The organism is Micrococcus sp. EWR3.9.1 (assembly GCF_052615555.1).
Window position 1 is genome coordinate 86,605 of record NZ_JBQXFD010000004.1, and the last position, 15,214, is coordinate 101,818.

The 15,214-nt window shown below is 72.0% G+C and carries 15 protein-coding genes; 10 read left to right on the forward strand and 5 right to left on the reverse strand.

Annotated elements, in window-relative coordinates:
- The first annotated feature begins 67 nt into the window (after positions 1–67).
- Positions 68–1,054: an ABC transporter ATP-binding protein gene (locus ACUJ8O_RS04075; protein ID WP_036338212.1), complete on the forward strand. Its 987-nt coding sequence runs from the start codon at positions 68–70 to the stop codon at positions 1,052–1,054.
- A 3-nt stretch (positions 1,055–1,057) separates the two neighbouring features.
- Positions 1,058–2,923: an ABC transporter permease gene (locus ACUJ8O_RS04080; RefSeq protein WP_063188977.1), complete on the forward strand. Its 1,866-nt coding sequence runs from the start codon at positions 1,058–1,060 to the stop codon at positions 2,921–2,923.
- 15 nt (positions 2,924–2,938) lie between these two features.
- Here ACUJ8O_RS04080 and ACUJ8O_RS04085 read toward each other — a convergent pair whose 3' ends face one another.
- The gene (locus ACUJ8O_RS04085; protein ID WP_231866272.1) at positions 2,939–4,441 is read right to left on the reverse strand and encodes an MFS transporter; all 1,503 of its coding nucleotides are present in this window, start codon (positions 4,439–4,441) and stop codon (positions 2,939–2,941) included.
- Positions 4,442–4,543: 102 nt separating this feature from the next.
- Between ACUJ8O_RS04085 and ACUJ8O_RS04090 the strand changes: the two genes are divergently transcribed.
- The 8 genes from ACUJ8O_RS04090 (at position 4,544) to ACUJ8O_RS04125 (ending at position 11,254) form a co-directional block, all read left to right on the forward strand.
- Positions 4,544–5,107, forward strand: a complete 564-nt coding sequence (locus ACUJ8O_RS04090; RefSeq protein ID WP_063188979.1) for a hypothetical protein — start codon at positions 4,544–4,546, stop codon at positions 5,105–5,107.
- Complete coding sequence (locus ACUJ8O_RS04095; protein WP_063188981.1) at positions 5,107–6,033, forward strand: exodeoxyribonuclease III; 927 nt, start codon at positions 5,107–5,109, stop codon at positions 6,031–6,033. The genes ACUJ8O_RS04090 and ACUJ8O_RS04095 overlap by 1 nt, the downstream gene beginning before the upstream one ends.
- A 26-nt stretch (positions 6,034–6,059) precedes the next feature.
- On the forward strand, positions 6,060–7,142 hold the full coding sequence (gene trpS / locus ACUJ8O_RS04100) for a tryptophan--tRNA ligase (protein WP_002856591.1): 1,083 nt from the start codon (positions 6,060–6,062) through the stop codon (positions 7,140–7,142).
- A 181-nt stretch (positions 7,143–7,323) separates the two neighbouring features.
- On the forward strand, positions 7,324–8,085 hold the full coding sequence (locus ACUJ8O_RS04105; protein WP_063188983.1) for an ABC transporter ATP-binding protein: 762 nt from the start codon (positions 7,324–7,326) through the stop codon (positions 8,083–8,085).
- Positions 8,082–9,365, forward strand: a complete 1,284-nt coding sequence (locus ACUJ8O_RS04110) for an ABC transporter permease (RefSeq protein WP_063188984.1) — start codon at positions 8,082–8,084, stop codon at positions 9,363–9,365. The genes ACUJ8O_RS04105 and ACUJ8O_RS04110 overlap by 4 nt, the downstream gene beginning before the upstream one ends.
- Positions 9,366–9,423: 58 nt before the next feature.
- Positions 9,424–10,026 (forward strand): hypothetical protein, encoded by a 603-nt coding sequence (locus tag ACUJ8O_RS04115; protein ID WP_063188986.1) that lies wholly within the window; start codon positions 9,424–9,426, stop codon positions 10,024–10,026.
- A 108-nt stretch (positions 10,027–10,134) separates the two neighbouring features.
- Positions 10,135–10,719, forward strand: a complete 585-nt coding sequence (locus ACUJ8O_RS04120) for a hypothetical protein (RefSeq protein WP_065573848.1) — start codon at positions 10,135–10,137, stop codon at positions 10,717–10,719.
- A 7-nt stretch (positions 10,720–10,726) separates the two neighbouring features.
- On the forward strand, positions 10,727–11,254 hold the full coding sequence (locus ACUJ8O_RS04125; protein ID WP_063188988.1) for a hypothetical protein: 528 nt from the start codon (positions 10,727–10,729) through the stop codon (positions 11,252–11,254).
- 180 nt (positions 11,255–11,434) lie between these two features.
- Here ACUJ8O_RS04125 and ACUJ8O_RS04130 read toward each other — a convergent pair whose 3' ends face one another.
- The 4 genes from ACUJ8O_RS04130 to sdhC all read right to left on the reverse strand — a co-directional run bounded on the left by ACUJ8O_RS04130 (position 11,435) and on the right by sdhC (position 14,978).
- Positions 11,435–12,226: a succinate dehydrogenase iron-sulfur subunit gene (locus tag ACUJ8O_RS04130; RefSeq protein WP_036381948.1), complete on the reverse strand. Its 792-nt coding sequence runs from the start codon at positions 12,224–12,226 to the stop codon at positions 11,435–11,437.
- Positions 12,226–14,013: a succinate dehydrogenase flavoprotein subunit gene (sdhA, locus tag ACUJ8O_RS04135; RefSeq protein ID WP_069941877.1), complete on the reverse strand. Its 1,788-nt coding sequence runs from the start codon at positions 14,011–14,013 to the stop codon at positions 12,226–12,228. The genes ACUJ8O_RS04130 and sdhA overlap by 1 nt, the downstream gene beginning before the upstream one ends.
- Positions 14,014–14,090: 77 nt before the next feature.
- Positions 14,091–14,570 carry a succinate dehydrogenase hydrophobic membrane anchor subunit gene (locus ACUJ8O_RS04140; RefSeq protein WP_036340058.1) on the reverse strand — a complete coding sequence of 160 codons (480 nt, stop codon included), beginning with the start codon at positions 14,568–14,570 and terminating at the stop codon, positions 14,091–14,093.
- Positions 14,571–14,573: 3 nt separating this feature from the next.
- Complete coding sequence (gene sdhC, locus ACUJ8O_RS04145) at positions 14,574–14,978, reverse strand: succinate dehydrogenase, cytochrome b556 subunit (protein WP_078025777.1); 405 nt, start codon at positions 14,976–14,978, stop codon at positions 14,574–14,576.
- Positions 14,979–15,214: the final 236 nt, after the last annotated feature.

Sequence of the window (15,214 nt, forward strand, 5' to 3'; positions counted from 1 at the left end):
ATCGCAGGGTTCGTCGCCGAGGGGGCGGCGCGCGTCCGGGCGGGTGGTGCGCCTATGCTGTCGCCTTGTGAGTCACACCACTCTGCACGCGTCCCCCGGCGACGCCTCCGTCATCCGTGCCCGTGGGCTGCGCAAGCAGTACGGCGAGTTCCACGCCGTGAAGGGCATCGACCTGGACGTGCGTCCCGGCGAGTGCTTCGGCCTGCTCGGCCCCAACGGCGCGGGCAAGTCCACCACCATGCGCATGCTCGCGGGCACCTCGCAGCGCACCGCGGGCGAGCTGACCATCCTGGGCATCGACCCGGAGGAGGACGGGCCGGCCGTCCGTGCGCGCCTGGGCGTGGTGCCGCAGCAGGACAACCTGGACGAGGAGCTCACCGCCCGGGAGAACATCCTGATCTACGGCCGCTACTTCGGCCTGCCCTACTCATACCTGCGGCCCAAGGCCGAGGAGCTGCTGGCCTTCGCCCAGCTCACCGAGAAGGCGGACGCCAAGGTCACCGACCTCTCCGGCGGCATGAAGCGCCGGCTCGTGATCGCCCGCGCCCTGGTCAACGAGCCGGCCCTCTTCCTCCTCGACGAGCCCACCACGGGCCTGGACCCGCAGGCCCGCCACATCCTGTGGGACCGCCTCTACCGGCTCAAGGAACGCGGCACCACGCTGCTGCTGACCACGCACCACATGGACGAGGCGGAGCAGCTGTGCGACCGGCTCGTCGTCGTCGACGGCGGCGAGATCATGGCCGCCGGCACCCCCGCCGAGCTCATCCGCGAGCACGCCTCCCGTGAGGTCCTCGAGGCGCGCTTCGGCGCGGACCGCAACGAGGCCGCGGCCCGCACCGTCCAGGCCCACGCGGGTGACGGCGTCGTGCACCGCGTCGAGGTCCTCCCGGACCGCGTCCTCGTCTACGCCCGACGCGCGGACGACCTGCACGACGTCGTGCAGCGCCTCGTCGACGAGGGCGCCCTGCCCGCCCCCGCCACCACGCTGACCCGCCGCGCGAGCCTCGAGGACGTGTTCCTCATCCTCACCGGCCGCACCCTGGTGGACTGACCCGTGCCGTCCCCCACCACGACGACGGCCCCCGGCCCCGCCTCGCCCGCCGAGCCGCTGCGCCCGCCGGTCACCGCGGCGGCGTCCGCGGAGCGTGTGAGGCGCCGCGGCGTCCTGCTCTACGCCGAACACCAGCTGCGGAACATGCGTCGCTACGGCGCGGTGCTGCTCGTCGGGGCGCTCGGCGAGCCCGTGCTCTACCTGCTGGCCATGGGCCTGGGCCTGGCCCAGCTCATGGGCGGGGGGATGCCGCAGGACGCCCTGGGCGGGGTCTCCTACGTCGCGTTCATCGCCCCGGCGCTGCTGGCCTCGGGCGCGCTGATGACCGCGTCCGTCGAGTTCTCCTACCCGGTGATGGGCGGGTTCCAGTGGCAGCGGACGTACTACGCGGCGCAGGCCACTCCGCTGTCTCCGGCGCAGATCGCCCTGGGCCACCTCGTGGCGGTGAGCCTGCGGTTCGTGTTCCAGGCTGCCGTGTTCCTGCTGGTGATGCTGGCGTTCGGCGTGGTCTCGAGCCCGTGGGCGTGGGTGCAGGTCCTCACCGCCACGCTCGGCGGGCTCGCCGTCGGCGCGCCGATCATGGCGTTCGCGGCCTCCCTGAAGGAGGACAAGGGCCAGTTCGCCACCCTGCAGCGGCTCGTGATCATGCCCCTGTTCCTGTTCTCCGCCACCTTCTACCCGCTCGAGGCGCTGCCGGTGTGGCTGCGCTGGATCGGCTGGCTCTCGCCGCAGTGGCATGCCGCCCAGCTCGGCCGCGTGCTCTCCTACGGGATGGCCGAGCCGGGCTGGCTCACCGTGGTGCACGTGGCGTTCCTGCTGGCCCTCGCGCTCGGCGGGGCCTGGCTCGCGGTGCGGATCTACACGCGCCGCCTCGGCTGGGTCCGCGGCGCCCCGGACCGCGACGCCGTCACGGCCGCCCGTCGGGACCGTGCCCCGCGCCTGGGCCGCCGTGCCGCGCACACCAAGGCCGCCCGCGCCGACGTCGCACCCGCCGCCGCGCAGGCGGACCCGGCCGCGCCGTCGTCGGTGGTGCGGGAACACGCCGTCGCCGTGCCGCCCATGCCCGAGATCCCCGTGCGCCGCGGCCCGCTGGCCGGCGCGTACTCGGGCAACGTGCGCGCGGTGATGGAGCGGGCGTTCCTCTCCCTGAAGTCCAACAACTGGGTGGTGTTCTTCTCCGGGTTCTTCGAGCCCGTGCTCTACCTGGCCTCCATGGGGCTGGGTCTCGGTGCGCTGGTCGGCGACGTGGCCGGCCCGGACGGCACCCCCGTCCCGTACGGCATGTACCTCGCCCCCGCGCTGCTGGCGGTCTCGGCGATGAACGGCGCCATCTACGACTCCACGTGGAACGTGTTCTTCAAGCTGCGCTACGCGAAGACGTACCAGACCATGCTCTCCACGCGGCTGGGCCCGCTGGACGTGGCACTCGGGGAGATCGCGATGGCGCTGCTGCGCGGGCTGATCTACGCGGTCGGCTTCCTGATCGTCATGACCGCGGCCGGGCTCGTCACCTCCTGGACGGCGCTGCTCATGATCCCCGGCGCCCTGCTCGTGGCGCTGGGCTTCGCCTCCCTCGGCATGGCGGTGACGAGCTGGATGAAGACGTTCCAGCACATGGACTGGGTCCAGATCGTGCTGATGCCCATGTTCCTGTTCTCGGCCACGTTCTTCCCGCTCGCGGTCTACCCGGAGCCGATCCAGTGGGTGATCCGCGTGTTCCCGCTGTGGCACGCCGTGGAGCTGATGCGCGCGCTCGCGGTGGGCGTGCTGAGCTGGGCGACCGCCGGCCACGTCCTCTACTTCGTGGTGATGGCCGGCGTCGGGGTGTGGCTGGCCGCCCGCCGGCTCGGCGCGCTGTTCCTGCGCTGAGGCCCCGCGGGCCGGTCAGGCCGCGCGCGCGGCGCGGCGTCGCCGGACCACGTCCAGGGCCGCGACCGCGGCGGTGAGCGCCCAGCACACGGCCACCATGCCCATGGCGGTCGAGGCCGCGTGCGCGTACGCCGCGGCCGACGGCGGCCCGGCGCTCTCGGCTGCGGCGCCGGCCAGGGCCGCGAAGAACGCGCCCGTCACCACGGACAGGCCCAGGGCGGTGCCGAGGCGCTGCGCCGTCTGGGCGACGCCGCCGGCCGCCCCCGCCTCGTGGCCGGCGACGTCGTCCATCATCAGCACCTGCGTGCTGGTGAGCAGCAGGGCCTGCGAGGCCGACTGCACGATCAGCCCCACCCCCACGATCCACGGCGACCACGCGCCGGCCGCGCTGCGCTCGAACGCGAGCGCGAGCACCCCCAGCGACACGAGGCCCACGAGGGCGCCGAGCAGCACGAGCACGGGCCCGCGCCGCTGCACCATCGAGCCCACCCACGGGGACAGGGAGGCCACGACGACGGCGCCGGGCAGGCCCACGAGGCCGGCCTCGAGCGGCGTGAACCCCATGCCGCGCTGCAGGAAGATCGCCACGATCGCGAACACCGCCGGCATCGTCGCCAGGTAGATGGTGGACTCGAGCGCGCCGATCGTGAAGGACGGCCGCCGGAACAGGGCCGGGTCCACCATGGGCTGCACGCCGGTGGCCGCCGCCCGGGCCTTCACGCGCTTCTCCCAGAGCCACCACGCCGTCACGAGCGCGGCGGCGAGCACCAGCAGCCCGGCGGTGCCCGGGACGATGAACGGCACCATGAGGCTCACCCCGCCGGCGCCGAGCAGCAGGGCGCCCACCGGGTCGAGCGCGGCGATCCCGCGCGGTCCGGGGGCGGCGGGCAGGCCGTGCACGCGGGTGGGCGGCGGCAGCCAGAGGGCGCCCATCGCGACGGCGGCCAGGCCCACGGGCACGTTCATGAGGAACGTGGAGCGCCAGCCCCACTCGGGGCCGAACGCGCCGAGGAACAGCCCGCCGAGCAGGGGTCCCACGGCCACGCCGAGGCCCACCACGGTGCCGAAGAGCCCGTAGGCCCGCCCGCGGGCGCGGCCGTGGAAGTTCGACTGGATGAACCCGATGACCTGGGGGTTGAACACACCCGCGCCCAGGCCCGTGAGCAGGCGCCCCGCGTTGAGCAGCAGGGTGTCCCCGGCCAGGCCGGAGAGCAGGGAGCCGAGCATGTACAGCGTGATGCCCGCCAGGAACAGGCTCTTGCGGCCCCACAGGTCGCCGGCGCGGCCCGCGGCCACGAGCACGGTGCCGAACGTCAGCGTGTACCCCGCCAGCACCCACTGCAGATCCGCGCTCGTGGCGTCCAGGCCCGACTCGATGGCCGGCAGCGCCACGTTCACCACGGACACGCTCATCAGAGCGAGGAAGAGCGGCATGAGCAGCGCGGTGAGGATGCGGCGCTGGTCAGGGGTGAAGGCCCCGGACGCGGAGTCGGCGGGGCGCGGGGGGCGGGGGGTCATCGCCTCAGGATAGGCGCCGACGCGGGACGCCCGATTCGGAGCGCACCCCACGATGCGGGATGATGGAGGGCAGACCCCACGAGCCCCTCCGGAGGAGCACCCATGTCCCAGTCCCTGACCCCCGGTCCCGACGGCGCGCGCCGCGGCCCCCGCGCCGGCCTGCGCGTGGGATCGCTCGGCTTCGTCGCGATGATCGTCATCCTGATCGTGGCGATCATCTTCGCCGCGAACCAGAACGACGTGATCGGGTGGCTCGTGGTCGCCGTCGCCGCCGGCTGGCTCGTGTTCGCGGTGGTCGTGTACCTGCAGATGCGCCGCGGCGTCCAGGCCGCGGGACGCAAGGTGGACACCGCCATGCAGAACGCCCGCGCCGACGTCGCCGCCCTGCGCGGCCGGGACACCGACGCCGCCGCCCCCGCGGTGGCCCCGCCGGCACCGGCCGCGGACCCCCTGCGGGACACCAAGCTGGACCACTCGTTCAAGATCGCCCAGGTGCAGGTGCGCGTGGTGCGCGAGCAGCTCGCCGCGGGCGAGGGCATGGACCGCGAGATGGTGGACCGCGCCCTGGAGACCATCGACATCACGGCCTCCAACGCCCGCGACATGATCAAGGAGTCCCGGGCCGGCGGCGCCGAGGGCCCGGTGAGCGGGACGGTGATCAGCTGATGACGGCGCTGCCCGAGAAGGACCCCGTCACCGGGAAGTACCCCGAGCCCGCCGAGGGCGAGCCCGTGGTGCACGCCAACGCCGGCGCGCCCAAGGCCGACGGCGCCGTGCGCGTGGCCACCGTGAACGTCAACGGCATCCGCGCCTCGCACCGCAAGGGCATGCGGGAGTGGTTCGCCGGTCGCGGCGTGGACGTGCTCACCCTCCAGGAGGTGCGCGCCCCCGCGGACGTCACGGCGCAGCTGGTCCGCGAGATCGTGGGCGAGGACTGGGACGAGGTGCACCTGGCGGACGCCGTGGCCGCCGCCAAGGGGCGGGCCGGCGTCGCGATCGCCTCGCGGTTCCCGCTCGGCGAGGTCCGCACGGGCATCGCCGACGCCGACGGGTACTTCGACGACGCCGGCCGCTGGATCGAGGCCGACCTGCGCCTGCCGGACGGCTCGCCGCTGACCGTGGTCTCCGCCTACGTGCACTCGGGCGAGGTCGACACCCCGAAGCAGGTGGACAAGTACCGGTTCCTCGACGAGATGGTCCGCCGCCTCTCCGAGCTGGCCGCGGGGGAGGGGCACGCCCTCGTCACGGGCGACCTCAACGTGGGCCACACCGAGCTGGACATCAAGAACTGGAAGGGCAACGTGAAGAAGGCCGGCTTCCTGCCCGAGGAGCGCGCCTACTTCGACCGGTTCTTCGGCGAGCTCGGCTTCACGGACGTGCACCGAGCCCTCGCCGGGCCGGTGCCGGGCCCGTACACGTGGTGGTCCATGCGGGGCAAGGCCTTCGACAACGACGCCGGATGGCGCATCGACTACCACATGGCGACCGCGGGCCTGGCCGAGCGGGCGAGGACCGCCGTCGTGGACCGCGCCCCCAGCTGGGGCACCCGCTTCTCCGACCACGCCCCGCTCGTGGTCGACTACCAGTTCTGACCGTGCAGGAGAGACCCGAGGCTGAGATGACCATGAAGAAGAACTCCGTCCAGGACGTCCTGGCCCAGGACGCCGCCGCCACCGCCCACCTGGCCGGCGCGTCCGCCCGGCACCGCGTGCTCTCCGGCATGCAGCCCTCGGCGGACTCCCTCCACCTGGGCAACTACCTCGGCGCCCTCGTGAACTGGGAGCGCACCCAGGCCGACTTCGAGGCGTTCTTCTTCATCCCCGACCTGCACGCCATCACCGTGCCCCAGGACCCGGCAGCCCTGGCGGAGCGCACGCGGGTGGCCGCCGCGCAGTTCATCGCCGGCGGCATCGACCCCGAGCGCTCCACGCTGTTCGTCCAGTCCCAGGTGCCCGAGCACGCGCAGTTGGCGTGGGTGCTGACCTGCATGACCGGCATGGGCGAGGCCATGCGGATGACCCAGTTCAAGGACAAGTCCGCCAAGCAGGGCGCGGACGCGGCCGGCGTCGGCCTGCTCGCGTATCCCATGCTCATGGCCGCGGACATCCTGCTCTACCAGCCGCACGGCGTGCCCGTGGGCGACGACCAGCGCCAGCACGTGGAGCTCACCCGCGACCTCGCCCAGCGCTTCAACCATCGCTACGGCGAGACGTTCGTGGTGCCCACCGGCTTCTACCCGGAGACCGGCGCGCGCATCTACGACCTGCAGGACCCCACGTCGAAGATGTCCAAGTCCGCGGCGTCCCCGAACGGGCTCATCAACATCCTCGAGGAGCCGAAGAAGACCGCCAAGAAGATCAAGTCGGCCGTGACCGACGACGGCACCGAGGTGCGCTTCGACCGTGAGGCCAAGCCCGGCGTCTCCAACCTGCTGACCATCCTCTCCGCGGTGTCCGGCACACCGATCCCGCAGCTCGAGGAGGAGTTCGTCGGCAAGATGTACGGGCACCTCAAGGTCGCGGTGGCGGACGCCGTCGTCGAGCGCCTGGCCCCCGTGCGCGAGCGCGCCCTCGCGCTGCTGGACGATCCCGCCGAGCTGGACCGCATCCTCGCCGCCGGCGCCGAGAAGGCCCGCGCCGTGGCCACGCCCGTGCTCGAGGACGTCTACGCCAAGGTCGGCTTCCTGCCGCCGCTGCGCTGAGCCGGACCGCACCGGCCCCCCGACGACGGCCCGCGCCCCCGACCTGCGGGGGACGCGGGCCGTCGTGTTTCTCCGACTCGAGGTGGAGGCGGCGGCGCGTGCGCGGCTGACAGGATGGAGGCATCGCCCCCGCTCCTGCCGCCGTGGGGGCATGCCCCACCGACAGAGGAGTGCCGGAGCCATGTCCACCGCAGTCGCGACCCCCGGGGTCGCCGAGGTCCCGCCCGGGGCCGAACCCGTCCTGGAGACGGAGAACCTCGTCAAGGTCTACGGCCGCGGGGCGTCCCGCTTCGACGCGCTGAAGGGCATCACCCTGCAGATCCAGCGCGGCGAGTCCCTGGCCGTCGTCGGCAAGTCCGGCTCCGGCAAGTCCACCCTGATGCACCTGCTGGCGCTGCTGGACCAGCCCTCCGCCGGCGTCGTCGCGATGGACGGCCGTCCCGTCTCCCAGCTCAAGGCCGCGGAGATCTCGCAGCTGCGCAACGAGCGGTTCGGCTTTGTGTTCCAGCAGTTCTTCCTGAACCCGAACCAGACGGTCCTGGAGAACACCGTGCTGCCGCTGAAGATCGCCGGCGTGGGCCGGGCCGAGCGCACCCGCCGCGGCATGGCAGTGCTCGAGCGGCTCGAGCTCGCGGACAAGGCGAAGAACAAGGCCACGGACCTCTCCGGCGGCCAGAAGCAGCGCGTGTGCATCGCCCGCGCGCTCGTGAACAACCCGGCGGTGCTGTTCGCGGACGAGCCCACGGGCAACCTGGACTCCGCCACCTCGGCGGCCGTGGAGGACATCCTCTTCGGCCTGCACCGCGACGAGGGCATCACCCTCGTGGTGGTCACGCACGACGACGACCTGGCCGCGAAGTGCGACCGTCGCGTCGAGCTGCAGGACGGCGTGGTCATCGCCGACGAGCGCGTCGGCACCGAGCGGGACGGAGCACGGGCATGAAGGTCACCGACGTCGCGGGCACGGCGCTCGCCAACACGATGCGCTCCAAGCTGCGCACCTTCCTCACCGTCGTCGCGATCGTGATCGGCGCATTCACGCTGACCCTCACCACGGGGCTCGGCGCGGGCATCAACAAGTACGTGGACAACGTGGTGGAGGGCTTCGGCAAGCCCGGCGAGCTGACCGTGATGAAGCAGCAGGACATGTCCTCGGCCGGCGCGGCGAGCGGTTCGCCCCAGGAGTACACGGAGCAGGACGCCGCCGGCGGCGAGATGTTCGGCATGCCGCTGCTCACGCAGGAGGACCTCGCCGCGATCGAGGACACCGAGCACGTCACCGAGGTGAAGACCTATCGGGTGGCCGAGCCGGAGTACATCCAGGGCCCGGACGGCCGCAAGTGGCAGACCGGCTTCATGGGCAGCTCCGGTGAGATCGACATGCTCACCTTCTCCGCGGGCCGTGCCCCCGAGGCCGGCGCCGAGGAGATCGTCATGCCCGAGTCGTGGGTGGAGGACCTGGGCGCCAGCGACGCCGAGGACCTGATCGGCACGGAGCTGACCGTCGTGGCGGCGACCCCGCTGCAGGAGCAGAAGTCCGTGAAGGCCACCGTGGTCGGGGTGACGGAGGCGGCCGCGTCCGGTGCGGGCACCGCCCCGACGCCGTCGGAGTCGCTCGAGCAGGCGATCTACGACATCACGACGGAGGGCCTGCCGGACTCCCAGCGGGACACCTACTTCCAGGCCACGGCGATCGTGGAGGACCCGGAGGCGAACGAGGACGCCGTGAAGCAGGCGCTGGCCGACCAGGGCCTGCTGGCGCAGACCCTCGAGGAGCAGCTCGGCGTGATCCGCGGCATCATCGACGCCGTCACGTGGGTGCTCACCGGCTTCGCGCTCATCGCCCTGCTCGCCGCCAGCTTCGGCATCATCAACACCCTGCTCATGGCGGTGCAGGAGCGCACCCGGGAGATCGGCCTCATGAAGGCCCTCGGCATGACCGGCGGGAAGATCTTCGGCCTGTTCACCATGGAGGCCGTCGTGATCGGCCTGCTCGGCTCGCTGATCGGCATCGGCCTGGGCGTCGCCGTCGGACTCATCGCGAACCAGGTGCTGACCACCGGCCCCCTCAGCGGCGTCACCGGCCTGGTCCTGTTCGCCGTCAACCCCCTCGCCCTGCTGCTGATCCTGCTGCTGATCGTGGCCATCGCGTTCATCGCCGGCACCTTGCCCGCCCTGCGTGCGGCCCGGAAGGATCCCATCGAGGCACTGCGGCACGAGTGATCCGGCCGCCGCGCCCGTCACCGCCATCACCGTCACCCACGACACCGAGGAGCACACCATGACCACCGATCGACCGCACCAGGACCCGAACCCGGGTCAGCCCGCCGCGGGCTCCCGCTACGGCACGCAGCCCTACGCGGCCCCGGGCTACGGCGCCCAGCCGGGCAGCCCGTACGGCATCGTCCCGGAGCCGACCGCGTTCCCCGCCCTCCTGACGCTGACGCTCACGTCGCTCGCGCTGTACGTGCTGTCCTCCCTGCCGGCCCTGTTCGGCGGCGAGGAGAGCATCGAACGCATGCGGGACTCCCTTCGCCAGAGCGGCCTCACCCCCGAGCAGGTGGAGGAGATCGCGCCCGTCGTGGGCGCCTCCGTGACGGTGGGCTCGATCATCGTCCTGCTCATCGGCGTGGCCCTGTACGCCCTGGTGTACTTCAACCTCCGCGGGGCCAAGAACTGGGCCCGCATCCTCGGCATCGTCCTCGCGATCCTGGGCACCCTCAGCGCCGTCGGCGGCGTCTTCTCCTTCGTGACCTTCCCCGGCATCGGCGGCGTCCTGGCCTCCGTGCTGAGCCTGGCGCTGGTGATCGTGAACATCCTGTGGCTGGTCAAGGCCTTCAACCCGCAGGTCGCGGCCTACACCCGTCAGGGCCGCCGCGCCTGATCCCGACGCCGTTCGCCGGCGGCGAGTCCGGGGTCGCCAGCCCTCGCCCCGGCGTCGGCCAGCGGAGACCATGGCGACATGGCCTCCGATCATCGACCCCCGCATCCCGTGTCCCCCCACCCCGACGACCTGGGCGGCGGCGGGCGGCCCGAAGTGAGCCCGGATGAGGCGCGGCGGCGCATCGCCGGGCACTCCGGTCCGGACGCCCGCCCGCTGATCCGTCCCGACGCCCGCACCCCCGGCGTGTTCCGGGCGCTGCTCGGGCTGACGGTGGCATCCGCGGTCCTCTACGCCGCGTCGATCCTGCGCAACCTCCTCCCGGGCGCGGCCCAGGACGTCGCGGACTCGCTGCCGGAGGGCAGCGCGCAGTCGCCCGCGATGACCGTCGACGCGATCGAGGGCGCTCTCACGGGCAGCGTCTGGTTCGCGACCCTGCTGGGCCTGGCGGTCTACGCGATCGTCCTCGTCGGCCTGACCCGGCACAGCAACACGGCGCGCATCATGGGCGCCCTGTTCGCCTCGATCGCCATCTTCGTGACTCTGCTGGGGACCATCCGCCTGTTCGTCTTCCCCGCCGGGGACGTCGTGCTGCCCCTGGTCCTGGGCGGGCTGTTCGCGCTCGTGAATGCGGCCTGGCTCGTGTGCGCCTTCAACCCGGGCCTCGCGACGACCTTCCTGCGCCGCCGGGCATGATGGGGGCATGCACCCCCTCGCCGACGATCCCCACGACGCGACGGACCGCGACTCCGCCCTCGACCGCGCGGCCCTGCGTCCCCTGCGCCTGTTCCAGACCGTCACGGCCGTCACGGGCGCACTGAGCGCGGCCGGCGTGGGGGGCGTACTGGCGCTGCAGTCGGCGCCCGGCTACGCCCGTGCCGTGCTGGAGGCGCGCTCCTGGGGCGCGAGCGAGGTCACCGACGCCGACGTCGCCGCGTTCCTCACCCCGGCGGGGGCGTGGCCGGTGGCCGCCGCGGCGGTGGTCGTCCTGACCCTGGTGCTCCTGGCCGGCATCACGCGTCGGATCCGGGCGGTGCGCCCCGTGGGCAGCGTGTTCGTGGTGCTGGGGATGCTCACGGCGGCCTTCTGGATGGTCGACGGCGGGCGGATGGTGCAGGCCGGGGGAGGGGGGCCGGTCGTGCTGGGGGCCGTCGTCGGGATGCTCGTGTCCAGCGCGGTGTGGCTGCGTGTGGCGCACCGGCGGGAGACGCGCGCCGCCTTCGACGGCTGAGCTCGCACCGCCTCCGCCCCCGGTCCCGCCCCCGTCCCCACGCCGAGGCCCGCAGACACGCCGCTACGCCGGGCCGGTGACGGCGCGTCTGCGGGCCTCGGCGGGAGGGGCACCCCTCCACGACGACGGCGGCCCGCCTCCTCGAGGTGAGGAGACGGGCTGCCGTCGTGGTGCGGGGGATCAGAACTGGCGGGCCAGGATGGCCTGCTTCACCTCGGCGATCGCCTTGGTCACCTGGATGCCGCGGGGGCACGCGTCGGTGCAGTTGAAGGTCGTGCGGCAGCGCCACACGCCCTCCTTGTCGTTCAGGATCTCCAGGCGCATGTCACCGGCCTCGTCACGCGAGTCGAAGATGAACCGGTGCGCGTTGACGATGGCGGCCGGGCCGAAGTATTGGCCGTCCGTCCAGAACACCGGGCAGGACGAGGTGCACGCGGCGCACAGGATGCACTTCGTGGTGTCGTCGTAGATCGCCCGGTCGGCCTGGGACTGGTAGCGCTCCTTGGTGGGCGCGTGGCCCTCGGCGACCAGGAACGGCATGATCTCGCGGTAGGACTGGAAGAACGGGTCCATGTCCACGATCAGGTCCTTCTCCACCGGCAGGCCCTTGATGGGCTCCACCAGGATGGGCTTGGACAGGTCGAGGTCCTTCAGGAGCGTCTTGCAGGCCAGCCGGTTGCGGCCGTTGATGCGCATGGCGTCGGAGCCGCACACGCCGTGGGCGCAGGAGCGGCGGAACGACAGGGTGCCGTCATGGTCCCACTTGACCTTGTGCAGGGCGTCCAGCACGCGGTCGGTGCCGTACATGGTCAGGCGCCACTCGTCCCAGTAGGACTCCTCGGAGGACTCCGGGAGGTAGCGGCGGACCTTGAGCACGATGTCGAAGCTCTCGACCTCGCCTGCGCCGCCGCCGGCGGACTGGGTCTGCGCCTGGGCCACGGGGGCCTCGGTCTCGGTTGCTGAGTGGCTCATCAGTACTTACGCTCCATCGGCTGGTAACGGGTCACGACGACGGGCTTGGTCTCGAAGCGGATGCCCTTGACGCCCTCCATCTCCGCGGTCTCGTCACGGTAGATCATGGTGTGCGCCATGAAGTTCTCGTCGTCGCGGTCGGGGTAGTCCTCGCGGTAGTGGCCGCCGCGGGACTCCTTGCGGCCCAGGGCCGCGAGGGTCATCGCCTCGGCGATGTCCAGGAGGTAGCCCAGCTCCATGCCCTCGAGCAGGTCGAGGTTGAAGCGGTGGCCCTTGTCCTGGACGGACACGTTCTCGTAGCGCCCGCGCAGCTCCTCGATCTTGGCCAGTGCGCGGCGGATCGAGTCCTCGTCGCGGAAGACCTGCATGTCCGCGTCCATCGACTCCTGGAGCTCGGCGCGGATGTCCGCGACGCGCTCGGAGCCGGTGGCGGAGCGCAGGTTCTCGATGTGCTCCACGGTCGGCAGCTCGCCGCCCTCGGGCAGCTCCACCCAGTCCGCCTGCGCGGCGTACTCGGCGGCGTAGATGCCGGCGCGGCGGCCGAACACGTTGATGTCCAGCAGCGAGTTGGTGCCCAGGCGGTTGGACCCGTGCACGGACACGCAGGCCACCTCACCGGCGGCGTACAGGCCCGGCACGACGGTGTCGTTGTCCTGGAGGACCTCGGCCTTGATGTTCGTGGGGATGCCGCCCATGAAGTAGTGGCAGGTGGGGAACACCGGCACCGGCTCCGTGTAGGGCTCGACGCCCAGGTACGTGCGGGCGAACTCGGTGATGTCCGGGAGCTTCTCGTCGATGTGCGAGGGCTCCAGGTGCGTCAGGTCGAGCAGCACGTAGTCCTTGTTGGGGCCGGCGCCGCGGCCCTGACGGACCTCCTCGGCCATGGACCGGGCCACGATGTCGCGCGGGGCGAGGTCCTTGATGGTGGGGGCGTAGCGCTCCATGAAGCGCTCGCCGTCCGCGTTGCGGAGGATGCCGCCCTCGCCGCGTGCGGCCTCGGAGAGCAGGATGCCCAGGCCGGCCAGGCCGGTCGGGTGGAACTGCACGAACTCCATGTCCTCGAGCGGCAGGCCCGCGCGGTAGGCGATGGCCATGCCGTCGCCGGTGAGGGTGTGGGCGTTCGAGGTGGTCTTGTACACCTTGCCGGCGCCGCCGGTGGCGAAGATGACCGACTTGGCCTGGAAGACGTGGATCTCGCCGGTGGCCAGCTCGTAGGAGACGACGCCGGCGGTGCGCTTCTGCTTGTAGGCGGTGCCGTCCTCGCGCACGGCGTCCTCCTCCACCAGCAGCAGGTCGAGCACGTAGAACTCGTTGAAGAACTCCACGTTGTGCTTGACGCAGTTCTGGTACAGCGTCTGGAGGATCATGTGGCCGGTGCGGTCCGCGGCGTAGCAGGCGCGGCGCACGGGCGCCTTGCCGTGGTCACGGGTGTGGCCGCCGAAGCGGCGCTGGTCGATCTTGCCCTCGGGGGTGCGGTTGAAGGGCAGGCCCATCTTCTCGAGGTCCAGCACCGCGTCGATGGCCTCCTTGGCCATGACCTCCGCGGCGTCCTGGTCCACCAGGTAGTCGCCGCCCTTGACGGTGTCGAACGTGTGCCACTCCCAGTTGTCCTCCTCGACGTTGGCGAGGGCCGCGCACATGCCGCCCTGGGCCGCGCCGGTGTGGGAACGCGTGGGGTAGATCTTGGTGAGGACGGCGGTGTGCGCGCGCTGACCGGCCTCGATGGCCGCGCGCATGCCCGCGCCGCCGGCGCCGACGATCACCACGTCGTACTTGTGCACCTGCATTCAGGTCTCTCTTTCTGGGTGTCTGTGACGCGGCGGCCGCTCGGGCCGGCCGCACCGCAGGGTGAGCGTTTCCGAGGTCAGCCGCAGAAGGCCGGGGAGCCCTCGAGCAGGGCGCCGGAGGCGTCCACCATGCAGGGATCGAAGGTGAAGATCACCAGGGTGCCGAGGGTGATGATCACGGCCGTGGCGATGTACAGGATCATCGTCAGCCAGAAGCGGCCGGTGCCGCGACGGGTGTAGTCGTTGATGATCGTGCGCACGCCGTTGGCGCCGTGCAGCATGGCCAGCCACAGGAGGGCCAGGTCCCAGAACTGCCACAGCGGGTGCGCCCACTTGCCGGCCACGAAGCCGAAGTCGATGGCGTGGATGCCGTCGCCCACCAGCAGGTTGGTGGTCAGGTGCACGGCGATCAGCACGACGAGGAAGACGCCCGAGATGCGCATGAACAGCCAGGCGAGCATCTCGAAGTTGCCGCGGCCGCCGCCGTCGCGCGTGTACTTGGGGTCCAGACGGCGGCTGCGGGGCGCCGCGATGGTGGTCTCAGCGGTGGTGCTCATGGCTCAGTGACCTCCGAGTGCGAGGCTGAAGTGACGGATGGCGAAGCCCAGGGTCAGGACGACCCACAGCCCCAGCACGATCCACAGCAGGGTCTTGTGGTGCTGGGTGCCGCCCTTCCAGAAGTCGACCAGGATGATGCGCAGGCCGTTCAGGGCGTGGAAGATGATCGCCGCGACGAGGCCGGCCTCGCCGAGCGCGAAGTACCACGTCTTGTACGAGCCGATCACGGCGTTGTAGGCCTCGGGGGAGACCCGGACCAGGGCCGTGTCCAGCACGTGGACGAGCAGGTAGAAGAAGATGACGACGCCGGTGACGCGGTGGCCCACCCAGGACCACATGCCGCCGTGGCCCCGGTACAGGGTTCCGCGGCCGTTCTTGGCCGGGGCCTGCGCAGTGGCGCTAGACACGGTTGATACCTCCAGGGGGAATGCACGATCCCGGTCCTCCGCCGTGGGACGACGACGGGCAGGGGCGTGTGCGAGTGGATTCCTCCGCCTAGGGTAGACCCTTCCCGCGCCTCCGTGCCCGATCGGGGACCCGGGCGACCACTGTGACGCGCGCGGCGCCCCGCGAACGTCTCGCTCGGTCTGGGCTGTGCCCCGCCTGGGACGCGGCGAGTGGTCCCCCGTCCGGACGGTTCCGT